Annotated in this window: 30 protein-coding genes; 12 read left to right on the plus strand and 18 right to left on the minus strand. The window is 54.6% G+C overall.

Features of this window, described 5'->3' with window-relative positions; genetic code table 11:
* Positions 1 to 18 precede the first annotated feature (18 nt).
* The gene (locus K5621_RS03370) at positions 19 to 702 is read right to left on the minus strand and encodes a Crp/Fnr family transcriptional regulator (RefSeq protein WP_100143137.1); all 684 of its coding nucleotides are present in this window, start codon (positions 700 to 702) and stop codon (positions 19 to 21) included.
* Between the two features lie 156 nt (positions 703 to 858).
* On the opposite strand from K5621_RS03370, the gene K5621_RS03375 reads away from it, so the two are divergent.
* The 5 genes from K5621_RS03375 to mnmC2 all read left to right on the plus strand — a co-directional run bounded on the left by K5621_RS03375 (position 859) and on the right by mnmC2 (position 5,489).
* A complete protein-coding gene (locus K5621_RS03375) occupies positions 859 to 1,263 on the plus strand; it encodes a hypothetical protein (RefSeq protein ID WP_221050419.1) in 405 nt (134 codons plus the stop codon).
* Positions 1,264 to 1,325: 62 nt separating this feature from the next.
* Positions 1,326 to 3,413, plus strand: a complete 2,088-nt coding sequence (locus tag K5621_RS03380; protein ID WP_221050420.1) for a protein-disulfide reductase DsbD family protein — start codon at positions 1,326 to 1,328, stop codon at positions 3,411 to 3,413.
* Positions 3,410 to 3,937: a protein disulfide oxidoreductase gene (locus K5621_RS03385; RefSeq protein ID WP_221050421.1), complete on the plus strand. Its 528-nt coding sequence runs from the start codon at positions 3,410 to 3,412 to the stop codon at positions 3,935 to 3,937. Before K5621_RS03380 ends, K5621_RS03385 begins: the two co-directional genes overlap by 4 nt.
* Positions 3,938 to 3,948: 11 nt before the next feature.
* Positions 3,949 to 4,686 carry a DsbA family protein gene (locus tag K5621_RS03390; protein WP_100143140.1) on the plus strand — a complete coding sequence of 246 codons (738 nt, stop codon included), beginning with the start codon at positions 3,949 to 3,951 and terminating at the stop codon, positions 4,684 to 4,686.
* A gap of 92 nt (positions 4,687 to 4,778) precedes the next feature.
* Positions 4,779 to 5,489 carry a tRNA (5-methylaminomethyl-2-thiouridine)(34)-methyltransferase MnmC2 gene (gene mnmC2 / locus K5621_RS03395; protein WP_221050422.1) on the plus strand — a complete coding sequence of 237 codons (711 nt, stop codon included), beginning with the start codon at positions 4,779 to 4,781 and terminating at the stop codon, positions 5,487 to 5,489.
* Here the strand turns inward: mnmC2 and rarD are convergent.
* The 4 genes from rarD to fumC all read right to left on the minus strand — a co-directional run bounded on the left by rarD (position 5,475) and on the right by fumC (position 10,324).
* A complete protein-coding gene (gene rarD / locus K5621_RS03400) occupies positions 5,475 to 6,368 on the minus strand; it encodes an EamA family transporter RarD (RefSeq protein WP_221050423.1) in 894 nt (297 codons plus the stop codon). The genes mnmC2 and rarD overlap by 15 nt on opposite strands.
* An 85-nt stretch (positions 6,369 to 6,453) precedes the next feature.
* Positions 6,454 to 7,014, minus strand: a complete 561-nt coding sequence (locus tag K5621_RS03405; protein ID WP_221050424.1) for a GNAT family N-acetyltransferase — start codon at positions 7,012 to 7,014, stop codon at positions 6,454 to 6,456.
* 1,269 nt (positions 7,015 to 8,283) lie between these two features.
* Positions 8,284 to 8,832 (minus strand): DUF2799 domain-containing protein, encoded by a 549-nt coding sequence (locus K5621_RS03410; protein WP_221050425.1) that lies wholly within the window; start codon positions 8,830 to 8,832, stop codon positions 8,284 to 8,286.
* A gap of 100 nt (positions 8,833 to 8,932) precedes the next feature.
* Positions 8,933 to 10,324, minus strand: coding sequence for a class II fumarate hydratase (fumC, locus tag K5621_RS03415; RefSeq protein WP_221050426.1), 1,392 nt, complete (start codon positions 10,322 to 10,324; stop codon positions 8,933 to 8,935).
* Between the two features lie 139 nt (positions 10,325 to 10,463).
* Here fumC and K5621_RS03420 point away from each other — a divergent pair, with 139 nt between their 5' ends.
* The gene (locus K5621_RS03420) at positions 10,464 to 11,444 is read left to right on the plus strand and encodes a catalase family peroxidase (RefSeq protein WP_221050427.1); all 981 of its coding nucleotides are present in this window, start codon (positions 10,464 to 10,466) and stop codon (positions 11,442 to 11,444) included.
* 115 nt (positions 11,445 to 11,559) lie between these two features.
* On the opposite strand, the gene K5621_RS03425 is transcribed toward K5621_RS03420, so the two are convergent.
* Positions 11,560 to 11,793, minus strand: a complete 234-nt coding sequence (locus K5621_RS03425) for a transposase (protein WP_221050428.1) — start codon at positions 11,791 to 11,793, stop codon at positions 11,560 to 11,562.
* Between the two features lie 507 nt (positions 11,794 to 12,300).
* On the opposite strand from K5621_RS03425, the gene K5621_RS03430 reads away from it, so the two are divergent.
* The 3 genes from K5621_RS03430 to K5621_RS03440 all read left to right on the plus strand — a co-directional run bounded on the left by K5621_RS03430 (position 12,301) and on the right by K5621_RS03440 (position 14,473).
* The gene (locus K5621_RS03430) at positions 12,301 to 12,963 is read left to right on the plus strand and encodes a YiaD family glycine zipper/OmpA-like lipoprotein (protein WP_100143147.1); all 663 of its coding nucleotides are present in this window, start codon (positions 12,301 to 12,303) and stop codon (positions 12,961 to 12,963) included.
* A gap of 189 nt (positions 12,964 to 13,152) precedes the next feature.
* Positions 13,153 to 13,944 carry a molybdate ABC transporter substrate-binding protein gene (locus tag K5621_RS03435; protein ID WP_100143148.1) on the plus strand — a complete coding sequence of 264 codons (792 nt, stop codon included), beginning with the start codon at positions 13,153 to 13,155 and terminating at the stop codon, positions 13,942 to 13,944.
* Between the two features lie 145 nt (positions 13,945 to 14,089).
* The gene (locus K5621_RS03440) at positions 14,090 to 14,473 is read left to right on the plus strand and encodes a hypothetical protein (RefSeq protein WP_100143149.1); all 384 of its coding nucleotides are present in this window, start codon (positions 14,090 to 14,092) and stop codon (positions 14,471 to 14,473) included.
* 122 nt (positions 14,474 to 14,595) lie between these two features.
* Here the strand turns inward: K5621_RS03440 and mgtE are convergent, their stop codons facing one another.
* The 12 genes from mgtE to K5621_RS03500 all read right to left on the minus strand — a co-directional run bounded on the left by mgtE (position 14,596) and on the right by K5621_RS03500 (position 23,801).
* A complete protein-coding gene (mgtE, locus tag K5621_RS03445; RefSeq protein WP_221050429.1) occupies positions 14,596 to 15,960 on the minus strand; it encodes a magnesium transporter in 1,365 nt (454 codons plus the stop codon).
* A gap of 83 nt (positions 15,961 to 16,043) precedes the next feature.
* On the minus strand, positions 16,044 to 16,319 hold the full coding sequence (locus tag K5621_RS03450) for an HPr family phosphocarrier protein (RefSeq protein ID WP_100143151.1): 276 nt from the start codon (positions 16,317 to 16,319) through the stop codon (positions 16,044 to 16,046).
* A complete protein-coding gene (rapZ, locus tag K5621_RS03455; protein WP_100143152.1) occupies positions 16,306 to 17,160 on the minus strand; it encodes an RNase adapter RapZ in 855 nt (284 codons plus the stop codon). The genes K5621_RS03450 and rapZ overlap by 14 nt, the downstream gene beginning before the upstream one ends.
* Positions 17,157 to 17,600: a PTS IIA-like nitrogen regulatory protein PtsN gene (gene ptsN / locus K5621_RS03460; protein WP_100143153.1), complete on the minus strand. Its 444-nt coding sequence runs from the start codon at positions 17,598 to 17,600 to the stop codon at positions 17,157 to 17,159. The genes rapZ and ptsN overlap by 4 nt, the downstream gene beginning before the upstream one ends.
* 2 nt (positions 17,601 to 17,602) lie before the next feature.
* Positions 17,603 to 17,890, minus strand: a complete 288-nt coding sequence (gene hpf / locus K5621_RS03465; RefSeq protein ID WP_100143154.1) for a ribosome hibernation promoting factor — start codon at positions 17,888 to 17,890, stop codon at positions 17,603 to 17,605.
* Positions 17,891 to 17,921: 31 nt separating this feature from the next.
* Positions 17,922 to 19,382, minus strand: a complete 1,461-nt coding sequence (locus K5621_RS03470) for an RNA polymerase factor sigma-54 (RefSeq protein WP_221050430.1) — start codon at positions 19,380 to 19,382, stop codon at positions 17,922 to 17,924.
* 95 nt (positions 19,383 to 19,477) lie between these two features.
* Complete coding sequence (gene lptB, locus K5621_RS03475) at positions 19,478 to 20,206, minus strand: LPS export ABC transporter ATP-binding protein (RefSeq protein ID WP_100143156.1); 729 nt, start codon at positions 20,204 to 20,206, stop codon at positions 19,478 to 19,480.
* Positions 20,203 to 20,736, minus strand: a complete 534-nt coding sequence (lptA, locus tag K5621_RS03480; RefSeq protein WP_221050431.1) for a lipopolysaccharide transport periplasmic protein LptA — start codon at positions 20,734 to 20,736, stop codon at positions 20,203 to 20,205. The genes lptB and lptA overlap by 4 nt, the downstream gene beginning before the upstream one ends.
* Positions 20,723 to 21,283, minus strand: a complete 561-nt coding sequence (gene lptC, locus K5621_RS03485) for an LPS export ABC transporter periplasmic protein LptC (protein ID WP_100143158.1) — start codon at positions 21,281 to 21,283, stop codon at positions 20,723 to 20,725. The genes lptA and lptC overlap by 14 nt, the downstream gene beginning before the upstream one ends.
* Positions 21,280 to 21,831 (minus strand): 3-deoxy-manno-octulosonate-8-phosphatase KdsC, encoded by a 552-nt coding sequence (gene kdsC / locus K5621_RS03490; RefSeq protein WP_100143159.1) that lies wholly within the window; start codon positions 21,829 to 21,831, stop codon positions 21,280 to 21,282. Before kdsC ends, lptC begins: the two co-directional genes overlap by 4 nt.
* Positions 21,831 to 22,808, minus strand: coding sequence for a KpsF/GutQ family sugar-phosphate isomerase (locus K5621_RS03495; protein ID WP_188726021.1), 978 nt, complete (start codon positions 22,806 to 22,808; stop codon positions 21,831 to 21,833). Before K5621_RS03495 ends, kdsC begins: the two co-directional genes overlap by 1 nt.
* A 30-nt stretch (positions 22,809 to 22,838) precedes the next feature.
* Positions 22,839 to 23,801, minus strand: coding sequence for a calcium/sodium antiporter (locus K5621_RS03500; protein WP_221051110.1), 963 nt, complete (start codon positions 23,799 to 23,801; stop codon positions 22,839 to 22,841).
* Positions 23,802 to 24,086: 285 nt separating this feature from the next.
* On the opposite strand from K5621_RS03500, the gene mlaF reads away from it, so the two are divergent.
* The 3 genes from mlaF to mlaD are packed head-to-tail and all read left to right on the plus strand — an operon-like array spanning position 24,087 to position 26,203.
* Entirely contained in the window at positions 24,087 to 24,914 is an 828-nt protein-coding gene (gene mlaF / locus K5621_RS03505; protein ID WP_100143160.1) for a phospholipid ABC transporter ATP-binding protein MlaF, read from the plus strand.
* A complete protein-coding gene (gene mlaE / locus K5621_RS03510) occupies positions 24,901 to 25,686 on the plus strand; it encodes a lipid asymmetry maintenance ABC transporter permease subunit MlaE (protein WP_100143161.1) in 786 nt (261 codons plus the stop codon). Before mlaF ends, mlaE begins: the two co-directional genes overlap by 14 nt.
* Positions 25,687 to 25,729: 43 nt before the next feature.
* Positions 25,730 to 26,203: an outer membrane lipid asymmetry maintenance protein MlaD gene (gene mlaD, locus K5621_RS03515; protein WP_221050432.1), complete on the plus strand. Its 474-nt coding sequence runs from the start codon at positions 25,730 to 25,732 to the stop codon at positions 26,201 to 26,203.
* The last annotated feature ends 3 nt before the right edge of the window (positions 26,204 to 26,206 follow it).

Raw genomic sequence — 26,206 nt, forward strand, 5'->3', positions numbered from 1 at the left:
TCTCAGCGAATAGGGGAGCTAAAGCTCCCCTTGTTCGACAAAATCCTGCAGCGCCTTGAGATCCATTATCTCCAGCTTGCCCTTGCTGCGCCGAACCAATCCGGCATCTTCCAGCGATTGTATCGCCCGGCGATAAACTCTGGCGGTAGTGCCGAAACGCTCAGCCTCCAGATAGCCCTTATTGAACCCAGATACCGGCAGGTCATCCAGCTGCTGGTGATAGAGGTCGTAGGCAATGTTGTAGCTGATGGGGTAGAGCATTCGTCGGGTGAAAATGTCTACTGTGTCCTGATAATCTATGGCGATGGCACTGGCGAAAAACAGCGCCAGCCTGGGATGCTCACCTAGGGCCTGCTGCAGCTTGTCGGCGGGAATAATGCCGCAGGTCAGTGGGGTTTGTGCCAGAATGTCCAACTGGCAGGGGTTTTGGGTGAAAAACTCCATTTCACCGAATAGCTGCGAGTCACATTTCAGGGTGCCGAGTTGAAAGTTGCGGCCGTTGCGGGCGCTGTAGCTCATGGCGATTTTGCCACTGGGCACCAGTACCAGTTGATTCAGCTTCTGCCCCTGCTGCATCAAGGCTTCTCCCGGCGCAAAGCGGCGCTGCTCGCTGACGCAACTGAGCAATACCCGCTCCACTAGAGGGTAGTCTGATTGCCATTCCTGGGAGTATCTGCCTTGGGTAAGAGGTTTAAGCTGCATCTTGGGGTCGAAAACTGGGGCTTGGTGGGGGAATTATCCTGCCAATGGCGCAGATGGCAAGCAAGGATTGGTTGCAGCAGCGGTTTCAGGATTGACCTTTGTCGTCAATCATGGAACCCTATCGGCATTCTTGGGCCATACAGAGCAAAGTGCAGCATGGGGTTTTCACTCGGTGTTAACCGCTTCTCCCTCAGAGACAGGGCGCTGGTGTCATTGATCATCAGTCTGCTGGTGATCCTGCTCTGTTTTGGTCAGCAGCTTTCGCTGTTTGGCTCCTGCCCACTCAAGGCTCAGCATCAACTGACGCAACTTGGTGTTGATACTGCGCCGATTCACGCCAATGATGCGGGCAAGGCGCAGCTCAATGAAGAGCCCTGCCATCTGTCTTCCCATATGCTGAACCTGCAACCTGTGGTACTGCAACTGGGACTCACTGCCCTGTTGCTGTTTCTGCTGTTGCTCAACTGGCTCGGCAGTACCCGGCCTTTCAGTGTTTATCTCTCTCACCCCATAGTCTCCAAACGAAGGCGACACTCAGTGTTGTGCGTGTATCTGGAATGAAAACATCCTGAACTTTTGCCGGTTAACACCGGGTTCTGATGTTTTGTTTTGGAGCTAATTTCATGTATTTAAAAAGAATATGGCATGCCTTCGCGGTATGTCTGATGCTGCTCAGCCAAGTTGCATTGGCAGAGCCGCTGAGCAGTGGCTGGCTCAAGCACCCGGATCATCCTCCGGTTAAGGTGCAACTGACACTGGCCGATGTCGATGCCGGCCAAGTCGGTGAGCTCAACGCCTTGCTGGATGTTGCCCTGAGCGGCGACTGGAAAACCTACTGGCGCGCGCCGGGGGAAGGCGGGATCCCGCCGACTCTGGACTGGTCCGCCTCGGAGAATATTGCCACGGTCGACTGGCACTGGCCCTTGCCGCAGCGCTATGTGTTGCAGGGCATAGAAACCCTGGGTTACAAGGGCGATACCCTGTTTCCACTGACTATTCGCCTCAAGGATCCCGGGCAGCCGTTTCGGCTCAAGGGCACCCTGACCCTGTCTTCCTGCACCAATGTCTGTGTGTTGACCGATTACCCTGTGGAGCTGAGTGGTCAGGCCGCCGGGCTTAAGGCCGATGATGGCTTTTTGCACCAGTGGGGCGAGGCGATGGCCAAGGTGCCACAGGGCAATGGCGGCGCGGTATTGCAGTCGATTATCTGGGATGAAAAACAGCAGTTGCTGCAACTGGCTATAGAAGCCGCAAGCCCCTGGCAACAGGCAGATCTGTTTCTGTTCGGCGAGGATGAGACAGTCAGCGAGCTGATCTTCTCCCGGCCGCAGATCCAGACAGATGGCAAACGGCTTACCGCCACTTTCGGGGTCAAACACTGGCTGGGAACGCCGGATCTGGAGGGCAAGCCACTGCTGATCCATCTGGCCGACACACACCTTTCGGCCGAACTGAGCGGCGCCATCGCCACAGGGCATGTTGCCAAGCCGCAGCCGAGCCTGCCGCTGTGGAGCCTGTTTCTGATGGCGCTGGCCGGTGGCCTTATTCTCAACATCATGCCTTGCGTATTGCCTGTGCTGGGCATGAAGGTGCACGGGGTCATGATGAGCAGCCAGGGCAGTCGCAGTCAGGTTCGTGGCCATTTTATGGCTTCGGCGCTGGGTATTTTGCTGTCCTTCTGGTTGATTGCCGCCGGTCTTAGCCTGCTGAAGTTGTCCGGTCAGTCGCTGGGCTGGGGGATACAGTTCCAGCAGCCCTGGTTTATCGGTTTTATGGTGCTGCTGACCTGGGGCTTCGGCCTCAATCTGCTGGGGGTGTTTGAAATCAACCTGCCTTCCAAGTGGCAAACCCGCCTGGCCGGTGCCGGTGATGATTCGCGCCTCGGCCACTTGTTGCAGGGGATGCTGGCCACGCTGCTGGCTACGCCATGTACCGCGCCGTTTCTCGGTACTGCGGTGGCTTTCGCCCTCGGCGCCGACTACCCCATGCTGTTTGCCCTCTTCAGCGCCATGGGGCTGGGAATGGCCTTGCCCTGGTTGATGCTGGCGTTGTGGCCGGCGTTGGCGCAGCGTTTACCCAAGCCCGGGCGCTGGATGAACTGGGTCAAGCCTGTGTTCGCGCTGATGATGCTGGCAACCTGTCTCTGGTTGCTGAGCCTGTTGCAAAGCTTCTTCTCCGTTGCGGTCATCTTGGGGCTGGGCGCCTTGATGTTGCTGCTGACACTTGGACTGCTGGGCAAGCGTTACGGCACTCAGGTAATGGTGTATGCCATTGGCGGCAGTTTTCTGTTTGCCAGCCTGGCGCTGGGGGTTGGTTATCTGACCCGGGATGCCTGGGTCAGCCCTTTGCCTTCGGATCACCACTGGCAACCGCTGAATTTGGTGCAGCTCAAACAGGCGGTCGATGAGGGCAAGACAGTGTTTGTCGATGTCACGGCCGACTGGTGCATTACTTGTCAGGCCAACAAGGTGGGGGTGCTGCTGCAAAACCCTGTTTATGATGCCCTTGGCGATGACAGAGTGCTGCTGATGCGTGGTGACTGGACCAAGCCCAGCGAGGAAATTACCGCCTACCTCAAGGCCAATGGCCGCTTTGGGGTGCCTTTTAATCAGGTCTATGGCCCGGGAACCCCCGCCGGTAACCCATTACCGGTAATTCTCAGCAGCGATGGGGTATTGGCGGCCTTGGCCGAAGCGGAGAGCAGACAATGACCCAGAAAAATAAACCGGCCCACAAGGGGCTTCAATGGCTCAAGACCCTGCTTGGCTATGGGCTATTCATTCTGGTGGTGAGTGTTGCCCTCGATGCTTTTCGCAGCCGCGAGATGCCGGAAACCTTGCCACTGCAAACGGTTCAGAGCCTGGCCGGCAACCAACTGGATATCGCCGCCATGAGTATGGAGCGCCCGGTTATTTTGTACTACTGGGCCAGTTGGTGTGGCGTCTGCCCCTTGGTGTCCGGCACTGTCGATGGTTTCAGTGACCGCGAACAGGTGGTGACTGTGGCGCTGCAGTCGGGCAATAACACCCAGGTCAAGCAGTACCTGCAAAACAAGGGCTATGGCTTTGAGGTAGTCAATGATCCCAGCGGCGCCTTGGCGCGCTCCCTTGGCGTATCGGCGACACCAACGCTTTTGTTTATTTATCAGGGCGAAATCCGCAGCAGCACCACAGGAGTCACAAGTTGGCCGGGGATCTGGCTGCGACTCTGGCTGACAAAAATGAATTTAATTTGAGGAATAACAAGATGAAGTATTGGATAGTATTGAGTGCCTGGCTGCTGGCGGCCAGCGGCAGTTTACAGGCGGCCGAGCAGCAGCTGAGCCAACAAGAGGAACAGCAATTGGGGCAGATCCGCAGCATTTTGCTCAAGCATCCGGAGATCATTCCCGGCGTGCTCGGCAGCATAGAGTCTTATGTGGAGCAGCGACAGTTGCAGCAGCAAGCGCTGGCCAAGCACAAGGACTGGCTGTTCAACAACCCGCAGATGCCGACCATGGGCAGCAGCAAGCCCGAGTTGCAACTGGTGGTGTTTACCGACTACAACTGCCCCTACTGTAAGCGGATGGAGCTGGAATTTGCCAAGCTTTTAAAGGAGTTCCCAAACTTGCAGGTGGTCAATGTGTTTGTGCCATTGAGGCAGATAAAGGCCCAGGGCACTGAGCTTTCGTCCGGCGGCTTTGCCCTCGAAGTCTGGCGGCAGGATCGCAAGGATTTCCCCCGGGTACATGAACTCTTGATGGCCAAGAATGGCATGCACACAGAGAATTCACTGCAGCAGGTCGCCAAGGCCACGGGCACTGAACAATACCTCAAGCCCAGCGGCCGCGCCGACGAGTTGATGCATACCAATGTGAGAGTCTTCTCTGAACTGGGCTTTGGCGGCACGCCGACACTGCTCATAGGTGATGAGGTGATCCCCGGCTATATCGACTATGCCACCCTCAAGGCCGTGGTACAGCAGGTGCTGGAGCGCCAAGGGTAATTGGCTTGCGGCCGTTATCGCCTTTCTGGGATAATTGGCCGTCGCCGGGGCGAGCGCCCCGGCTTTCCCCGCACAGATGATTAAGAGTCGAGATGAAACACGTAAGCCTGCAGCTGACCGAAGACGGGTCACATACTCTATTTAATGCCGAGCTCAATGAGACCTACCACTCCCACAAGGGGGCGTTGGCCGAATCCCGTTATGTGTTTATCCACGCCGGGCTCGAGCAGGTGTTGCAGGACTTTGATCATCTGGCGATTCTGGAAGTGGGCTTTGGCACCGGGCTCAATGCCCTCATGACCCTGGGTAAGGTGCTGGAGCTGACAAAGGCGCGTCAGCAGAGTGGCTTGGCGCCGCTGCCGGTGCGCTATGTCACTATAGAGCCTTATCCCTTGTCCGCCGAGCTGATTGAGGGGCTGAACTACAAGGGCATGCTGCCCGACTGGTATGCGCCGCTGTTCGATGCCTTGCACGCCGCCCCCTGGGATCAGGATGTGGAAATCATGCCGGGTTTTGCGCTGCGTAAGGTCAAGGGCAAGTTGGAGCAGCTCGAGTGGCAGGGCGAACCCTTCAACTTGGTGTATTACGATGCCTTCGCCCCCAGCAAGCAGCCGGATGTATGGGCGCTGGATAACTTCAAAAAGTGCTATGGGTTGCTGGAGCAGGGCGGCTTATTGGTGTCTTACTGCGCCAATGGCCAGTTCAAGCGAGATCTCAAGGCCGCCGGTTTTCAGGTTAAAGCTTACCCGGGAGCCCTTGGCAAGCGCGAGATGACCCGCGCCTGGAAGTTAGACCCGCTTTAAGCTGCGACGCAGTCCGGGCAAGGCCTCCAACGAGCACAGCAGCAGTCCGGCCCAGATGAGGGAGAAACTCACCAGTTTCACCTCATCAAACACCTCACCAAAGATGACCACCGCCAGCAAAAATTGCAGGCTGGGCTCAATGTATTGCAGCAAACCCACCATGGACAGACTCGTGTATCTCAGCGCTAGGCTGAATAGGATCAGCGGCGCCAGTGTCACGGGCGCCGAGCCGATATAGAGCATAATGCCTTCGCTGCCGCCAATTAGTGCGGTGCTTTGCTCTGTGGCCAGCAGATAACAGAGGTAGCCCAAAGCAAAGGGAGTCAGCAGCAGTGCCTCCAGGGTGACCGAGGTGAAGGAGTCAAAGCGGATAAACTTTTTCAGCAGCCCGTAGAGGGCAAAAAAGCTGCCCATCACCAGAGACAACCAGGGCAAGCTGCCGTATTGATATACCTGCCAGCCAATACCGGCAATGGCCAGTACCACCGCGGCCAGTTGCGCCTTGCTTAGTTTGTCGCCGAGGAACAGTACCCCCAGAGCGATGGCAAACAGAGGGTTGATAAAGAATCCCAGGCTGGCCGCCAGTACCTGACCATGGGTCAGGGCCCAGGTGAAGCTGACCCAGGAGATACACATGATAAGCCCGGCGGCAAAGCACAGCAGCAATGAGCGTTTATCACGCCACAGCGCGCCAAAGGCAGGTAACGGTCGTCTCAGCAGGACAAAGACCAGCAGCATAAAGGGCACAGACCAGATGACCCTGAAGGCCAGCAACTCAAAGATGGCCGCATCCGGCAGCAATTGATAGTAGAGGGGTAATATTCCCCAAAGCACGAAAGAGAAGGCCGCCAGAGCGTTTCCCTTGAGAGAGCTGGACATGATTGTCACCGAAACAACACAATACTCGGATATGGCGGCTATTCTGGCATGGCCCTTATAAAAGGGAAGTGAATTAACTCACTGTTTAAAAAATCTTTTCATTCTGTTTAAACCAGTGACGGCGCTGGAGCTGCATTTCCAGTAACTCAGCATCAGAAGCGGGAAAATTATTCGTTTCCGTTGCCCCCAGCTGGCCTCGGGCCACTATCTCAAACCCCAGTGCCTGATAACAGCGGCGGGCCGCGAGATTGTCATGGAACACAGCTAGGCTTAGATGCGTAACCTTGGGATCGGCAAAGGCGCGCTCTATACCCTGACGCATTAACTCCCGCCCCAGCCCCTTGCCTCTATGCTTGGGGGAGCAGATCACCCGGCATAGCCGGATCTCATCGGGTTTTCTGGCCAGCAGTTCCAGATAGCCCAGCAGCGAGTCGCTATCCAGGCTAGCTTGGTCACTGGCTTCGACTCTTGTCAGCGCCAAAGGAGCGAGGTTTGCCTGGGCTTGATGCTGCTGCAGCTTTGGTGGTGACAGCGGCCAACCCAGCCCTGGGCCTGCCCAGCGCAGACAAGCCTCTGCCGACTCTATCCAGGAGAGCAACAAACCGGCCCATTGCGGCTGAAAGGGTTGCAATATGCAGTCGGACATTGCGCGTTTCCTCCTTTGAGTTCAACTTGCCAAGTTAACCCAGGGATAGGAGAAGTGCCAGAGCTGTTGGCACCAGAAAGGGGTTGTGCAGCTGGCGCTGCGGTTATCAGGGCTTTAAGCCAAAACTCACCAATAAACTTGGTCTTAGCTGCTCGCAAAATTGCAGCCCATCACCTGCGGTGCGCCCCTCGCACAGGCGATCCTGTGACTCGGCGTGAATACGTCCCTGTAGCCTCGGCGAAAACATCCTTGTTTTCGACGGTCACAGTTCCACCTGTGCCTGGAATTAGGTGTATATCTGCAGAACTCTGAAATGCTTCCAGCTACTCAGTGCTAATAGAATTGCACCAATTCCCCCTCGGTGTCGCCGAAAGCCGTTGGCGCAAATAACGTGGCTGAGGCATGGATGCCGAAGCAGCGCCAGTCGAATCAGGGATGAGCGTCTGAAGCGGTAGTTATTTGCGCCATTAGGCCGAGGGGCTTTCGACACCGTGTGGGGCGGCAAGGGAGATCCAAGAGGGGATTGCTGTTGATCCCCGCTTGGTCGGGTGTGGGGCGAAGCTCCACGACTTTAGGCTGCTGGCACAGCGGCTATCATGGTTTTGAGCCAAAACTCACCAATAAACTTGGTCTTAGCTGCTCGCAAAATTGCAGCCCATCACCTGCGGTGCGCTTTCGCACAGGCGATCCTGTGACACGGCGTTAATACGTCCCTGTAGCCTCGACGAAAACATCCTTGTTTTCGACGGTCACAGTTCCACCTGTGCCTGGAATTAGGTGTATATCTGCAGAACTCTGAAATGCTTCCAGCTACTCAGTGCTAATAGAATTGCACCAATTCCCCTTAGGAGCCGCTGCAGGTGTTGTTGCAAATTGGCATAGCCGAGACAGGGATGTCGAGGCTCGAAGGTCGAGCAGGGATGCGAGTCCTGAGTGTAGCCAATTTGCTTCATAAGCCAGCAGGGATTTCGGCTACGTCGGGGTGTCCTTGGGGATGCAAGGGGCTTTGGACAAGCAAAGCCCTTTGCCCGGTGTGGTGTGGAACACCACGACTTTAGGCCGCTGGCATAGCGGCTATCATGCCTTTGAGCCCAAACCACCAATGAACTTGGTTTTAGTTGCTAGCTAAGCTGCAGCCCATCACTTGCGGTACAGGAACGAAATTAGGACCTATTTTGACGGTCACAGTTTTATCCGGGGCTGAAAACTGGCGCACAGATTAAACTCATGAGTGTTGGGCACTGGATTGCTTGATATCGAAGGCAAGCCTCAGAATTGCCATCTGAACTGCACATCCGGGACTTGCAGATACCTGAGTTCATTCACCAACTGGTTTTTTTCATTCAGCAGCTGTTTTTTCTTCTCCAGGGTGCTGGCCTTGTCTGTCATGGACACCAGCTTCTGATCCAGATCGCGGATCTGGTAGTCGATCTGACGCAGGCGGCTGCGGATCTCATCGGCGCGTTTATTGAGCTGGTATTGGTGGTAGCCAGCATTGTACTGTTCGATGAAAGCGTTGCTGGAGCAGACCCCTGCATAGCCTTCACCCGCCAGACCGACTCGGTAGCCGTTTTCCGGCTGACAGTAGTTTTGCAGCCCCTGTAGATAGCCTTCACGCCAGCCGCCATGATCAACCCGAATACCGAATTCGGCACAATCCTCGGCATAATCATTGATTCTGCTGGCATGGGCGCCATTGTTGCCATCCTGAAGCCCAAGGGCAAACCAGTCTGAGTTTTGGCATTGATTGAGGTCGAGTGAGCTGCATTGAGTCAGCATGAGTGCGCTCAGTGCCAACAAGGTGTTTTGGTATTTCATTCTGTAAATGACTACTTATCAGTTGAAAAAGCCAACTCCTTGGCGAGGGGTTGGCATAATACAGCGATTAGTTCCAAAACAGATACATTTTAATACAAATTTACAATTTAGCCTCGAAAGGGCCCAACATGTTCGCCGGATTGACCCAAGTATCAAACTCGGCCTCGGTTACCAGTCCCGACTCCAACGCGGCTTGTCTTAGACTAATGCCTCTTTGGTGGGCGTCCTTGGCGATTTGGGCGGCCTTGGCATAGCCTATGTGAGGATTGAGGCTGGTGACCAGCATCAAGGAGCGCTGCAGCTGCTTGGCGATCATCTGGCGGTTGGGTTCCAGCCCCGAAGCGCAGTGCTTATCGAAGCTCAGACAGGCATCACCCAGCAATTCGGCGCTTTGCAGCAGATTGGCGGCGATGAGCGGCCGAAAGACATTGAGCTGAAACTGGCCGTTGCTGGCACCTATGCTGACGGCGAGATCGTTGCCCATCACCTGAGCCGCCACCATGGTTAGCGCCTCGCACTGAGTCGGGTTAACCTTGCCGGGCATTATGCTGGAGCCGGGTTCGTTGGCAGGCAATAGCAGTTCCCCTATACCGCAACGGGGGCCGCTGGCGAGCATGCGAACATCATTGGCTATTTTCATCAGGCTGACCGCCAGGCGCTTGAAGGCGCCGCTGAGTTCCACCATGGCATCGCTGGCACTCAGTGCCTCGAACTTGTTGGTCGCGCTGACAAACTGCTCACCACTGAATGACGATATCAGTTCGGCGGCGCGCTCGGCGTAACCTATGGGAGAATTGAGCCCAGTCCCCACGGCCGTGCCGCCAAGAGCCAATTCACGGCAGTTTGCCAACGCCCGCTCTATGGCGCCTATGCCTTTGTCCAACTGAGTCACCCAGGCACTGATCTCCTGTCCCAGGGTCAGCGGGGTGGCATCCATAAAGTGAGTGCGGCCGGTCTTGGTAATATCGGCAAACTGTTGTGACTTGTGTTTTAGGCTATCGCGCAGCGCACCTATGGCGGGCAGTGTGTGCCTGCAGGTCTTGAGTACCACGGCGATATGCATGGCGCTGGGGAAGGTATCATTGCTGCTCTGGCTGCGATTGACATCATCGTTCGGGCTCAGGCTGATGGCCTTGTGTGCCAGCGCCATGCCACGATTGGCTATCACCTCATTGAGGTTCATATTGGTTTGGGTGCCGCTACCGGTCTGCCAAATGACCAGGGGAAAGTGCTGCTCCAGTTGGCCCGCCAAGATTTCATCGCAAACTCTGGCGATGAGCGCCGCCTTGTCCTTGGGCAGTTGCCCAAGCTCGGCATTGGTCTGGGCAGCGGCTTTCTTCAACAGGGCGAAGGCGTGGATGATAGCCCTCGGCATACTCGCTTGCGGGCCTATGGGGAAGTTTTCCAGACTGCGCTGGGTCTGGGCGCCCCAGTATTTGTCTGCTTCGACCTTGACCTCGCCCAGGGTGTCTTGCTCAATCCGATATTGCATTGCCGCCTCCTGTCGTCTGTTGCCGTCCTCAGCATAGCATGGCCTTTGGCCCACTCCTGAAATAATCCGCCGGGTTTCCCGGTCAGGTTTGGGCGGCCTGTATCAGGCCTGGATTCTGATTTTTACAAAGGGAGTAAGCATGAGAGTATCGGTTTGGCCTGCGTTATTGCTCTTGGGAGCTCAGTTGGGGGCTTTGGGCTCCAGTTCGGTAATGGCGGCTCAGGCAAATGATTTTATCCAGGTATTTGAAGCGCTTTCCGGTCAACATCCGGGAGAGCGCAAGGGACATGCCAAGGGAATCTGCACCATTGGCAGTTTCCGGCCAAGTGCAGAGGAGCCCTGGCTCAAGGAACTATCTCTGTTTGCCACAGAGCAGGCACTGCCCGCTCAGGTGCGTTTTTCCATGGCGGGTGGCAATCCTTTTGTGGCCGATACCAGTCGCAGCCCAAGAGGGATAGGCGTGCGCATCGAACTGCCGGACGGGCAGGTGCATCAGTTGGCCGGGTTGACCACGCCTGTGTTTCCGGGGAAAGATCCCGACAGTTTTCTTGGCTTGCTGCGCGCTTCTCTGGCTCAGCGTGAGGGGGAAACCGGCGCGGTTGCACGCTATCTGCAGCAACATCCGGATGCCGCCCGCCAGGGGCAGTGGTTAAAGCAGCACAATCCACCGGCGGCCTATACCTCGGTCAACTACTTTGGCATTCACAGCTTTATTTTTGGTAACCAAGGCCAGCAAAAGCGCTTTGGCCGTTGGGAGCTTTGGCCTGTGGACGGGGAGCAACCATTGACGGATGCCGAAATGGCGCAGTTGCCGGATGATTTTCTGCAGGACAGGTTGATGCAGAGGCTGAAAACAGGACCGGCTCAGTTTGAGCTTAAGCTGACCCTGGCCGAGGAGGGGGATCCCTTGCTGGACCCCTCACTGCAGTGGCCGGATAACCGACCCAGGGTTACTCTCGGGCGCCTGAGCATAGACTCGGTTGCGGCTTCGGCCTGCGACAGGCTGAACTTTGATCCCAATGTGCTCAGTAAAGGGATTGCCGCCAGTGATGACCCTGTGCTGCGGCTGAGATCCGCGGCTTATGCCATCTCTTTCGGCAAGCGTCTAAGCGGCCAGTAACGGCAATAAAATGACAGGAACGAACCTTAAAAATGTAGCGCTTTATCGTTGTTATATGTACATTTTTTATCGTTGGGGGCGATAACTGTGTGTCAGGTTCGCTCCTGTCGAAACTTTAACGGATTAGGGTAAACTCCTGGCTCAACTGACGAATGCGCTGCTGCAGTTGCTGCAGTTCTCCCATCAGCCGGGATTGCCTGGGTCTGCCAGCCGCTTCATTCTGCGCCAGCCACTGATAAACCTGTTTGGTGGAGATCCCATGCTGACGGGCAACGTCAAACATGAGCCTGCCGTTTTGGGTCACTTCCTTAATGGCTTGCTGTCGCAGTTTCTGCTCGTTAATTTCCATACCGCCTCCCTGATGGTTCAAGAATGGTTTTCCAGAGCGGTTATTCCAGCTCTGCTATTCCACATCCCATTGGCTGTAGCCCAAGTGCTTGAGGCCATGCCAGAGCGAATGCCAACTGTCGCGCATTTTCATCAGTGTTTTCATCATGACTCCTGAACAGTGGAATACTGCTTTATAGGTATGTAAGAAACATGCCAATTTTTAATCTTCTTTTAATATGTTGATATAAAAGAAAATTGATTCATTTCATGATCGGGTGTATCTGCCTGGCGCCCCCCAATAGAGTGCAGTCTGCTCTATTTTGGGACTTTATTTGATGTCAGCGCCATGACACTTGGCTGACAATCCGGGGGGAGAAAGTCAGATTTGACTGAATCCGTGCTGAACGCCGTGCGGATTTGTTGTCTCTATGGCCTCCGGGGGATTGTCTGCTTGAAGCGCTGCTATATACTTTGGCGCCAGGTAGGTTCCGCTTAGATTGGAACAAGCAGACGAAGGAAAAATAACATGAAAAAGCGCGCTTTTCTGACAGCTCCTCTGTTGCTGGCATTGCTGGCAACTGGCTGTACTACAGTGAATCCTTATACCAATGAACAACAGACCGCCAAGGCGACCAACGGAGCGCTGATAGGTGCCGTAGCCGGCGCGGCCATAGGTGTGGCCTCCTCCAGTAAGAGTGACAGGGGCAAGGGCGCCCTGATAGGAGCCGCATCCGGTGCAGCCTTAGGCGGTGGTATCGGCTATTACATGGATGTACAGGAAACCAAGTTGCGTCAGCAGCTGGCTTCTACCGGTGTCAGTGTGACCCGGGTGGGCGATACCATAGTGCTCAACATGCCCAATGAAGTGACTTTCCAGGTCGACAAGACAGATCTCAGCAGTGGTGCCATGCGGGTATTGGACAGCGTAGTGCTGGTGGCCAAGGAATATGACAAGACTCAGCTGAATGTGGTGGGTTATACCGACAGTAGCGGCTCTGAGTCTTACAACCTGAGATTGTCACAGGTTCGTGCAAGCGAAGTAGGTAATTACTTGATCCGTAAAGGTGTATCCGGACAGCGAGTGCTGACTCAGGGCCGAGGTGAAGCCAGCCCAATCGCTTCCAATGCCACCCCTCAGGGACGGGCACAGAACCGTCGGGTAGAGATTATTCTTAGTCCGCTAGGTTAAGATTTTAAGCCTTAGGATCGCAGCGGCGGCCCTTTTTATTGGGTCAAATTGTCCCTTTCTCCGGTTTTCCCTGTTAGGTGGCGTGATCTTGAGGGGAATTTATGACAAGTTTTGCCGTGGTGCGTTGATTTGTGATGCGGTTTGGTTGAGTTTAGCGGCATCTGTATCTTATACACTGGAGAAAAATAAATGAAAAAGAGTGTCTGCTTACTCGCCCTGTTACTGCCCGCCTTTTCTCAGGCGGCGGATCTTGAGTTCAGGGCCGCGGGAAGTTTGAAGACCGCCATGACGGATGTTATCGCCAGTTATCAAGCCGATGGCGGCGTTAAGGTCAATGCCCAGTTTGCCCCTTCAGGCTTGCTCAGAGGCCGAATTGAAGAGGGCGAGAAGGTCGACCTGTTTGCGTCGGCCAATATGAAGCATCCACAAAAACTGATGCAGGAAGGCAAGGGCGCGCCTGTGGTGATGTTTGCCCGGAACCGCCTGTGCGCTCTGGCGCAAGATAATGTTCCTCTGACGACAGAGAATATGCTGGATACTTTGCTGGACAGCAAAATCAAGCTGGGCACCTCCACTCCCAAGGCCGACCCTGCCGGTGACTATGCTTTCAAAGTGTTTGATCGCGCCGAAGCTATCAAGCCCGGTAGCCAGGCTAAATTGGCGGCAAAGGCCCTGCAATTGACCGGTGGCGCCGACAGTGCCAAACCTCCTAAAGGCAAAAACCCCTATGGCTGGGTGATGGCCAACAAACGGGCGGATGTATTTTTAACCTACTGCACCAACGCCGTATTGGCCAAGAAAGAAGTGCCTGAGCTTAAGATAGTGGCGTTGCCCGAGTCGCTGGCAGTGGGTGCCAATTATGGCATGCTGGTGCTGGATAAAGCCGACTCTGCCGCTTGGCCGCTGGCCATGTATATTCTGTCTCCCAAGGGGCAATCCATTCTGGCCTCTTACGGCTTCGAAGCACCGTTGAAACCTTAAACAAACTTTCATTCAGGTACGGATATGTTTCTCGTGACGTCTCCGTGCCTTTCTTGGATGCTTGTCTGGTTTTTATCCAAATATGCTTGCATCTGCAATTGTTCCCCTTCTAAAGTAGGGCTTTGTGTTCTTGCTTGGGGGAAGCATGCTCGAAACCAAAGGCTTACCGATAGCGACAGATTATCTCGGCGATGAAGTGGGATTGATCCGTCTAGGCTACGACAGTCAGGGCTTGGATGTTGAAGTGAGTGTTGAAGGCCGCCAGGCCACGGTACATTTTGGTTCTGTTGTTGGCTTTCGGGTTCTCGATGAAGGCGATCTGATGGAGTTCTGGACCGAATGCAGCCTCTCCAATGGTTGGTTGTTTCAAATCTCCAACGGTGGTTGGTTCCGCCAAGAAACCAGTCGCAGCGGCTTTATGGCCAGTACCAACCTTGATTTACAAGAATATCTGCTGGTGACTCGAAGGGAGTGTGTCTCTGTCTTCTGTGAGCTGGAGGAACCCAAGATACTTTGGTTTACCGATTGATGTCAGCGTCAGTGTCGCCGCTATCGGCGGATAGAGAGCGAGTCGATTCACTCTCATTTTTGCCATGCAAACCTGAGTCGGGTTCATTGAAACCCGATCTCAGACTCATCAATGCTGGAGCCTCAGCCCATTAAAACGAGAGTCGCCAACCCCAGGAAGGCGAACAGGCCTATCACATCCGTCACAGTGGTCAGCACCATGCCGCCGGCCAGTGCAGGATCCACATTGAGTTTTTTCAGTATTAAAGGGATGCTGGCCCCGGCGAGACCGGCTACCGTCATATTGATCAACATGGCGCCGCCAATAAGGGCGCCGAGCGCCAGATCGCCTTTCCAGATCCACACGGCGGTGAATACCAGCGCCGACCACAACAGGCCATTGAGAAAGCCGATGGCCAACTCCTTGCCGATAAGCCAGCGGGAGTTGCTTTGACCTATGTGACCGAGGGCGATACCGCGGATCACCAGTGCCAGCGTCTGGTTACCGGCAACGCCGCCCATGCTGGGCACTATGGTCATCAGAATCGCTATGGTGGCAAATTTTTCCAGTGTGCCTTCAAACATATTACTGACCGAGGCGGCCAGTAGGGCGGCAAACAGGTTGAAAGTCAGCCACAAAGAGCGGCGAATAGCACTCTTGAACACAGGGCCGAAAGTGTCTTCATCATCGTCCATTCCCGCCATCCCCATCATGGAGTGTTCGGCGTCTTCACGGATAACGTCAACCACGTCATCGATGGTGATCCGTCCAAGCAGATGGCCTTCGCCATCGACCACTGGCGCAGAAACCCAGTCGTGTCGTTCAAACAACTGAGCCACATCATTGTCTGACATGGTGACGGGAATGCTCTCAAGCTCGGGATCCATGATGTCGCGGATCCCGGCAGTCGGATCGCAGGTCAGTAGGCTGGAGAGCTTGACGCCACCGAGTAATATATCGCGCCTATCCACCACATAGAGGGTATCAGTGGCTTCAGGAAGCTCGCCTCTTTGACGCAGATAACGCAGTACCACATCGACATTGACGTCCGGCCTCAGAGTGACGGTATCTGTGTTCATCAGGCTGCCGGCACTGTCTTCCGGATAGGAGAGCGCCTGTTCGACCCTGGCCCTGTCCTGGGCACTCATGGAGTGCAGTACCTGTTTGTAGAGGGTGTCCGGCAGGCTTCGCAATACATAGGCCAGGTCATCGGTATCCATACCGGCGGTCGCTCGCGCCAAACGCTCAGGACTCATCAGGCTGATCAGCTGGTCTTTCATATCTTCACCCAGCTCTTCGAGGATCTCGCCGCTCTGCTCCTGATCCACCAGTTGCCAGAGTACCTGACGGGTACGCGGCGGTGAAGATTCGAGAATAAAGGCGATATCTGAAGCCGTCATCCGCTGCAGCATGTCGCGCACGTGCACAAACATACCACTGCCAAGAGCTTGGTTCAGTTGAGTAAGACGTTGTTCTGTCAGCTCTTGGTCGAGCGCTTCTATTGGCATGCAGTTCCCCCCGTTATGCAAAGCGAGGGTATTTTACATCAAGACCGGGGAGTTATAGAAACAAAGAGTGTGACGCTAAGGCTTTAGCTGGCTTCGTCGAAACGGGCGTTGATCAGGGCGCAGATAGCGTCCATTGCGGGTTCGGCATCCGGGCCTTCGGCGATGAGGCGAATCTTCTTGCCTTGGCCGGTTTCCAGCATCAGGAGCCCAAGCACACTGGCGGCCGAGGCCTTTTTCTTACCTTGGATCAGGGTGATATCGGCTTCGAATTCACTTGCCAGTACCGCTAGTTTAGTGGCAGCGCGGGCGTGCAGGCCCAGTTTATTGACTATGGTGATTTCCCGTTCAACCTTTGCCATTGCTCAGCTCCCGGTGACGAGCCTGTACCTTGTGTTTGCTATTGCCAAAACGTTTGGCGAGCTGCTCGGCAACATAGACAGATCTATGCTGGCCACCGGTGCAGCCTATGGCTATGGTGAGGTAACTGCGGTTGTTGCGTTCAAGGTGCGGCAGCCAGGTTTCCAGTAGATTTTCTATCTGCCAGATGAACTTGTTTACTAGTGGCTGGCGGCTGAGAAACTCCTGCACAGGTTCATCCAGCCCGGTCAGTGGCCTGAGCGCTGGCTCCCAGTGAGGGTTGGGCAGAAAGCGCACATCAAACATGAAGTCGGCTTCCTGGGGCATACCGTGCTTGAAGCCGAAGGATTCAAAGTTGATCACCAGTTCTTTATCGACACTGCCAAGCAGAATTTCCCGCACAGTATCACTGAGTTCATAGATATTCATGACTGAGGTATCTATGTAGTGATCCACTAGTTTTGACATAGGCTCCAGCAGCTTACCTTCGAGCTTGATGGCGTCCTGTAGTGAGACTTTGCTCTTGGATAGGGGGTGCAGTCTGCGGGTTTCGCTGTAGCGCTTCAGCAGCACTTTATCGGAGGCGTTGAGGAAGAAGCTGGTCAGTTGGGTGTTTTCCGGCAAGGCTGCCAACTGCTGTTCCAGCACCTTTTCCTGATCCGGCATATTGCGCACATCTATGCTGATGGCAACCAGATCATTGCTGCCGCGGAGGTTATCCAACAGGCTGCCTATCATGGGCAGGGGCAGATTATCCACACAGTAGTAACCCAGGTCTTCGAGTACCCTGAGGGCAACGGATTTTCCGGAACCGGAGCGGCCTGAGACTATCGCGAGTTTCATCCTGTGATCACCTGGTAGAGTTCGGTTGCATCGCTGGATTTACGCAACTGCTTGAGTATCGCCTTGTCGCTGAGCTTTTCAGCCATGGCGGATAGAGTACTCAGGTGTTGCTGGCATTGTTCGGCGGGCACCAGGAGGGCGAACAGTATGTCCACCGGCTGGTTGTCTATGGCATCGAAGGCGATAGGCTCTTCGCATTTGACCAGCACGGCAATCGGCTCTGTGATATCAGGCAGCCGGCCATGCGGAATCGCAATACCATTACCTATACCTGTGCTCCCCATCTTTTCGCGGGCCAATAGGCTTTCAAAAATCGCTTGAGAGGAAAGGGTGGGGTACTGGGCGCTGGCGAGATCGCTAATCAGCTCCAGTACCTTTTTCTTACTGCCCGGAGTGGCACAGGTGGTGCACTCCGGCCGCAGGATGGTACTCAGTTCCATCGTTAGTGTTTTGTCAGCTTTTCTTTGTGTTTAATGACCTGACGATCCAATTTATCAATCAGAACGTCGATGGCGGCATACATGTCGGCATGTTCAGAAGTAGCATAGACTTCGCCGCCATTGAGGTGGATCTTGGCTTCGGCAATCTGTTGCATTTTTTGTACATTGAGCACAACGTGCACATTATTGATCTGTTCGAAATGGCGTTCAAGTTTCGAAAACTTACTTTCCACGTAGTCACGTAGTGAGTCGGTGATCTCGATGTGATGTCCTGTCAGGTTGATTTGCATAGAAATATTCCTCCAAATTCCAACTGTGGATTTATAAACTCTTACGCTGGTTCGACGGTGGTATCATCATAGCCTCGCGATACTTGGCTATGGTGCGTCTTGCAACGTTGATTCCCTGTTCTGCCAGAAGCTGCGCCATCTTGCTGTCGCTTAAGGGCTTCTTCTGGTTTTCCGCTGCCACGAGCTTCTTGATAAAAGCCCTGATCGCCGTGGAAGAGCATTCTCCGCCATCTTCGGTACCGACATGGCTGGAGAAGAAGTACTTCAATTCAAATATTCCCCTGGGGGTATGCATATACTTTTGAGTGGTGACCCTAGAGATGGTCGATTCATGCATCTCGACCGCCTCGGCGATATCGTTGAGCACCATGGGTTTCATGGCCTCTTCACCATATTCGAAAAATCCCTGCTGGAACTGCACTATGCAGTTGGCCACCTTGAGCAGGGTGTCGTTGCGGCTCTCCAGGCTCTTGATAAACCATTTGGCTTCCTGAAGATGGCCACGAATAAACTGGCTGTCTGATTGGCTGCGGGCACTGCGGGCCATGGCAGCATACTGCTGGTTGATCCCGAGTTTGGGCATACAGTCCGGGTTGAGTTCCACGACCCAGCGGCCATTTTTCTTCCAGACGCTAACATCCGGGATCACATATTCTTCGTCCATCGGCTGCACCAGCAAGCCGGGACGGGGATTGAGACTCTGAATCAGGTTGATGGCGTCACGCAGTTGATCTTCCTTGAGCTTGGTCTTGCGCATCAGGGTGCGGAAGTCACGGGCGGCAATGAGATCCAGGTGTTCGTCAATCAACAAGCGGGCATTGGCCAGATGTGGGGTGTCGGCGTTGAACTGCTGTAACTGGATCAGCAGGCATTCGCGCAGATCTCTGGAGGCGATGCCGACAGGATCGAAGTGCTGGATCCGCTTGAGTACCGCCTCGACTTCATCGAGTTCAATCTCAGGGTTGCCCATGGCTTCGAGGATCTCCTCTGTGCTCTGGGTCAGATAGCCCTGTTCGTTGATGGCATCTATGATGGCGGTGGCAATGGCGTCGTCGGTATCGGAAAACGGAGTCAGGTTCTTTTGCCACTCCAGGTGTTCGTAGAGACCTTCGCTGGTTTCTCCCTGGAAGGGCATGTCATCTTCACGGCCCATGGCCGGCCCTGAGGCACTGGCAGCGGTAAAGACTTCATCCCAGGTGGTATCCATAGGCAGCTCATCCGGCATAGATTCATTGCTCAGTGCCTCTGAGGTTTCTACCGTGGAGCCATCGACTTCCTGGGGACTTAGTTCGCTGCTGTCGTTTTCTTTATGGGCGTCAATGGGGTCGTCCTGGCTGTCCTCGGCCATCTCCAAGAGGGGGTTGGCTTCCAAGGCTTCCTGAATTTCCTGCTGCAGCTCAAGGGACGACAGTTGCAGCAGGCGGATGGCCTGTTGCAACTGAGGTGTCATGGTCAACTGTTGACCCAGTTTGAGCTGGAGTGACGCTTTCATTATACCGCTAATCCCTACTCGTTATTTTTCAATGAAAAAATTCAATAATAACAGGCTATAATACCCGGAATTCCCTCCGGATGACATGATCCTAACTATAGCCTGAATTGTTCGCCTAAGTACACAGCGCGTACTTGTTGGTTATCCAAGATTTCAGCGGGTGTGCCTTCGGCAATCAACTGTCCATGGCTGACTATGTAGGCTCGCTCACAAACGTCGAGTGTTTCGCGAACATTGTGGTCTGTGATCAACACCCCTAAACCGCGGGACTTAAGCTGTTCGATGATTTTTTTGATATCGATAACTGAGATGGGATCCACACCGGCGAACGGCTCATCCAACAGAATAAACCTTGGATTAGCGGCCAGCGCCCGGGCGATTTCCACTCGGCGGCGTTCACCGCCGGAGAGGGACATCCCCAGGCTGTCACGTATGTGGGTAATGTGGAATTCTTCCAGTAGCTGTTCGAGCTGTTCCTCGCGCTCGTCGCTGTTGAGCTCCTTACGGGTTTGCAGCACGGCCATGATGTTGTCATGTACCGACAACTTGCGAAAGATACTGGCTTCCTGTGGCAGATAACCTATGCCTTTACGGGCACGCAGGTGCATGGGATCTAGGGTCAGCTCGTCTTCATCGATAAAGATACGGCCCTTGTCACTCTGTACCAGCCCGACCACCATATAGAAGGTGGTAGTCTTGCCCGCCCCGTTGGGGCCCAGTAGCCCGACGATTTGGCCGGTATTGACCGACAGGCTGACGTCTTTGACTACGTTGCGCTTCTTGTAGCTCTTTGCCAGATTCTGTGCCGTCAGGGTGCTGGTCATTGCGGCTCCTGCTGCTGTTCTTTTTTGTTGAGATCCTGATAGTTTTCCGGCTGGATAACAGTAGTTACCCTATCTTGGCCTTTGCCGCTGCTTTCCGCTTCCAGCTGCTGCTTGTTGATGTCGTAGACTATCTTCTCGGCGGTCACTTCGCTGCCGTCCTGTTCTACTTTGGCTTGGCCTATCAAGGTCATGATGCGACTGTCTATGTTGTAGTGGATCTCTTTGGCCTTGGCGCTGGCCAGACGGCCATCTTCCAGTTTCTGGGTATAGGTGGCAGGTGAGCCCTTGGCCACCAGGATCCGCTCGCCGCTCTTATCCTCTGTGTAAGCCGTGAGTTCATCGGCCAGCAGTTTCAAACTGCCCTGGGTGACTGTGACTGGCCCACCGTATACCACGCGCTTGTTCTTGATATCGGCAAACTGATTGGCGGCGCTGATCTCTACTTTTTGCAGCAGATCTTCTTCGATGGCTATCGCCGACAGACTTGTGATGCACAAGAGGGCACCGATAAAAAACTTACTTGGTTTCATAGGTTCCTTTCACCTGACTGGTCAGCTTTACTTGCTGAGCATTGAGATCGGCGTACAGGCCGGATCCCTTGATATTAAAGTCTCTGCCTTCGATCAGGATCTCGCGATCTGAGGTCATGATCATGGTGTCCATATCCAGCTCCACATAACTGGTTTTCAGGCTCTGGATTGGTTCATTGGGGCTAATGGCGTCGATGATAACATTATTTTCAAGTACCACTCGGTTAGTCTTGCGATTGAGCCTACCCTCATTGGCAGACAGGCGCCACTGCGCTTCGCCCTTGTCCGGATAGACCAGATAAACCGGTTGGTTGAAGAAGGTCTTTTCACTGGCTTCATAGTGTTCCATGTGCGCCGCGGCGACTCTGCTGGCGACATTGCCCTGCTCATCAAAGTTGACCGAGCGAAGGTCATCGGCGACAAAGTCCGGTCGTACTACATCCACCGGCGCCTCGCTCTGTTGAGCGTTGCGCTTGTTCTGCACTTGCCAGTAAAGGATAAGTGCAGTGGAGAAAAACAAAATAATGGCCAGGGTGACCCTATTCATATACTCATTCCGTGGGCTTTTTCAAATTTGTCCTGACTGAGCAGGATAAGATCCGCCAGTTCCCGGAGCGCGCCATGGCCACCGGCAATCTGAGTGACCATGTGGCAGTGCTGCCTTACCCAAGGATGGCCATCGGCCACGCAAACCGCCAGTCCAACTTGCTTCATCACCGGCAAGTCGACAATGTCGTCACCGATATAGGCCACTTGTTCAGGCTTGAGATCATAATGTTTAAGCAGCGCCTCATAGGGCTCCAGCTTGTTGTCTATGCCTTGATAAATCTTGTCTACCCCCAGGGCCGTCATACGGTTTTCGACTATCTGGGACTTGCGGCCGGTGATCACCGCCACCTGAATGCCGCAGGACAGCAGTGAGCGCACTCCATAGCCATCGCGGGTGTGAAAGGCCTTCAGCTCTTCGCCGCTGTTGCTCATATAGATGCGGCCATCGGAGAAGACACCGTCGACATCACAAATAAGCAGTTTGATTTTGGCGGCTCTTTGCCAGTTATCTTCGCTTATGGGGCCGTAAAAACCTTGATGACTCATCAGATAACCCCCGCCTTGACCATATCCAGCATATTGAGTGCTCCAATCGGCTCATTGGCGCCATTGATGACGATAAGGCCGTTAATGTCATTCTCATCCATCACCTTGAGCGCCTGCGCCGCAAGGATATTGTCACCACTGGTGATGCAATTTCGGGTCATCACATCGCTGATTTTGGTGGTACGCAGGTTGACCCCAGCGTCTATGACACGTCTCAAATCACCATCGGTGAAGATACCCACGAGCTGCTTCTGTTGATTGACCACGGCGGTCATGCCCAGGCCTTTCTTGGAGATCTCATACAGGGCGTCTGTGATACAGATATCTTCTGTGACCAGCGGCAGCTCTTCGCCTTTGTGCATCACATCGCTGACCTTGAGTAGCAGTTTGCGCCCCAAAGCGCCGCCGGGATGCGACAGGGCAAAGTCATCTTTGGTAAAGCCCTTGGCCTGCAGCAGCGCGACCGCCAGGGCATCTCCCATCACCAGGGTAGCCGTGGTGCTGGAGGTGGGCGCCAGACCCAGCGGGCAGGCTTCTTCTGGCACCTTGATGCACAGATGCAGTTGCGCCAGCTTGGCCATGGTGGAATCAGGCTTGCCTGTCATGGAGATCATAGGGATCCCTTGGCGCTTGATGACGGGCATCAGGGTCAGAATTTCGCTGGACTCGCCCGAGTTGGAGATAGCCAATACGATATCGTTTTCACTCAATACCCCCAGGTCGCCGTGGCTGGCTTCGCCCGGGTGAACGAAGAATGCCGGGGTGCCCGTGCTGGCGAGGGTGGCAGAAATCTTGTTGCCTATATGGCCCGATTTCCCCATCCCCATCACTATCACCTTGCCGCTGCAGTTGAGGATCAGTTCGCAGGCTTGGGCGAACTCGGGGGAATCAACAAACTGGTACAGGTTATCCAGTGCTTGTTTCTCGATATCTATTACTCTGCGGCCCCATTGGCGCAGTTGCTTAGCTTCTGCCATAGTTGTCTCTCGTCTTTTTGCCCTTCATCGCTAGTGGGATTGAAACAGGCTGTATTGATAGCCGATGAAGCTTATCAGTAGTAAGGCACCGTGCCAGCGTTTGAGTTCACGTTGTTTGCCAGTGCTCAGCACCAGGAGTGCCAGGGCACAACTGGTGCCCAAAACCATATAAAAGTCGCGTCCGGCCGCCGCGGCATCGATTACGCCCGGGGTGATAAGGCCGGGTATTGCCAGTACCGCTAAAATATTAAACAGATTGGAGCCGACAATATTGCCTATGGCCAAGTCGTCCTCTTTCTTGAGTACACCGGCCACACAGGCCGCCAGTTCCGGCAGGCTGGTGCCTACGGCAATAATGGTCAGGCCGATAACCAGATCCGACAGTCCAAAAGACTTGGCGATGCCGACTGCGCCGTCCACCATCCAATCCGCCGATAGCGGCAAGAGTACCAAGCCTATGATCAACCAGAGTACCGCCTTGGCAGTGGGCACATCTTTGGGGATCTCTGCATCGGCTTCATCGGCGAGTGGATCCTTATTCTTATTGGTCAGCGCATGCCAGATAAGATAGCCCATCAGGCCGAAGAACAGCGCCAGTAAAATAACTCCTTCGCTGCGGCTGAGATACTGATCGTGTAGGAAGTAGCCCGCCAGCACTGTGGCGCCCAGCATCATGGGGATCTCCCGCTTCAGAGTCTTGGAGCTGACGGCAATAGCCCCAAGAAGGGCGGTTAAACCCAGGATCAAGCTGACATTGGCAACATTGGAGCCCAGCACATTACCCACGGCCGTGTCAGGCATGCCGGCCATGGAGGCGCTGGCGGCAACGAACATCTCTGGGGCCGAACTGCCCATGGCGACTATGGTCAGTCCTATCAACATGGGGGGTAACCCCAGGTTACGGGCAAAAGCCCCGGCGCCATAAACGAATTTATCGGCACTCCAGACCAGGACGGACAAGCCGGCGAGCAGCAAGAAAATATTGAATAACATGCAGTAAATAAAGCTACGGATTCTGGCGTGCATTTTCGCCGTATTTGCTACAAATTGAAAGTATCACGGCGCGATACTATTGATTCAGTTGTGCGCTTATCCTCAATTGCGTACAATTTATCGCTTATATTTGGCTTGGCCATGCGGGTTACCGGGCGCCATTCAGCGTCAATTCAGTAAGCCTGCGGCAGTATCGGGCCTTAATAACGGCGAACCTTATGTGCCGTGGCGCAATAACCGCGCCGTAACTTGAATTCCACTAGACAAGGTCTCCATTTCATTTTGATGCCGGAATCCAACAAGCAGCAAAATCCTTCTCCCCTGGTCGAGGTCAACAACCTCGGCTTTAGTCGTGGGGCGAGGGTGATTTTTGAGCAGGTAAGCCTCACGATTCCCAGAGGTAAAGTCACTGCCATCATGGGGCCCAGCGGCATAGGCAAGACCACGCTGCTGAAGCTCATCGGCGGGCAGTTGACTCCGGATCACGGTGAGGTGCTGTTCGATGGTCAGGATCTTAACAAGCTGAGCCGCCACGAGCTGTTTGAAGCTCGTAAGCGGATGAGCATGTTGTTCCAGAGCGGTGCCCTTTTTACCGACATGAATGTGTTCGATAACGTGGCCTTTGCTCTTAGGGAGCACTCTGGGCTGCCGGAAGCCATCATCCGCCGCATAGTGTTGATGAAGCTTGAAGCCGTAGGGCTTCGCGGCGCGGCGCAGTTGATGCCAAGCGAACTCTCCGGCGGAATGCAGCGCCGGGCAGCCTTGGCCCGTGCCATAGCACTCGAGCCGGAAATGGTGCTGTATGACGAGCCGTTTGCCGGTCAGGATCCCATCTCCATGGGAGTGCTGGTGAAGTTGATTAAAGAGCTGTCCGATGCTTTGAATCTCACCTCTGTGGTGGTTTCCCATGACGTGGGCGAAGTGCTGAGCATTGCCGACTATGTGTATGTGATCGCTGACAAGCGCATCATTGCCCAGGGAACACCGGTCGAACTCCGGCAGGCCGACAATCCACAGCTGAGGCAGTTTATCGACGGTATGCCGGACGGCCCCGTGCCTTTCCACTATCCGGCGCAGGATTATCAGAAGGAGTTGCTCGGTGAGCTTGACTGATTCGATAGCCAATCTTGGCCGCAATGCGCTGAGTTTGGTGACTGGGCTCGGCAAGGCCGGATTGATGCTTTGGGGCGCCCTGGTGCAACTGCCACGGCCACGCAAAGGCTTGCCACTGCTGATAAAGCAGGTTTACGTCGTCGGCGTGCAGTCCATGGTGATCATTTTGGTTTCTGGACTGTTTATCGGCATGGTGCTGGCGCTGCAGGGCTACAACATCCTGGTGGACTTTGGCACCGAAGAGAGCCTGGGCCCCATGGTGGCGCTGAGTTTGCTCAGGGAGCTTGGGCCAGTGGTCACCGCCTTGCTGTTTGCCGGCCGCGCCGGTTCGGCCCTGACCGCTGAACTGGGGTTGATGAAATCCACAGAGCAGCTCTCCAGTTTGGAGATGATGGCGATAGATCCGCTACGGCAGGTGATTGCGCCGCGCTTCTGGGCCGGGGTGATCAGCATGCCGCTGTTGGCCTTGATGTTTACCACTGTAGGTATCTATGGCGGTTATCTGGTTGGGGTCGAATGGAAAGGTATAGACAATGGCGCCTTCTGGTCGATTCTGCAGGCCGCGGTGGAATGGCGGCAGGACATAGTTAACTGTCTGATTAAAAGTTTTGTTTTTGCCATAGTGGTGACCTGGATAGCTCTCTATCGTGGTTATCAGGTGGTGCCTAATCCGGAAGGGATTAGCCGCGCGACCACCCAGACTGTGGTGCAGTCCAGCCTGGCGGTATTGGCGCTGGACTTCTTATTGACGGCGCTGATGTTTGCCCGCTGATTTTGGCGCCGGCGCATAATGGATGATTAACTCTGGTGACTCTATGTTGACACGAAAAATTGAATTTATGGTGGGGCTCTTCCTGTTGGCCGGACTGGTGGCTTTTTTGCTGTTGGTATACAAGGTGGCCAATGTGGAGGTGCAATCCTCTAGCAATACTTACACTCTAACGGCCAAGTTCAGTAATATTGGCGGCCTTAAAGTACGTTCGCCGGTCAAAGTGGGCGGTGTGGTTGTCGGTCGGGTGAGTCAGATCACTCTGGATCCCCAGCAGATGGTGCCTGTAGTGACCCTGACCATGGACAAGCGTTACGACCAGTTTCCCGAAACCAGCAGCCTGGCTATCTTAACCTCGGGCCTGCTGGGTGAGCAGTTCCTCGGTCTGACCCCAGGGTTTATGGATGACGATATCGCGATTTTGCAAGATGGCGATCGCATCGACGATACCCGTTCGGCGCTGGTGCTGGAGGATCTGATTGGGCAGTTTTTATATAGCATGGGTTCAAAGGACAACTAGGAG

Source organism: Shewanella carassii (assembly GCF_019670705.1).
GTDB lineage: Bacteria > Pseudomonadota > Gammaproteobacteria > Enterobacterales > Shewanellaceae > Shewanella > Shewanella carassii.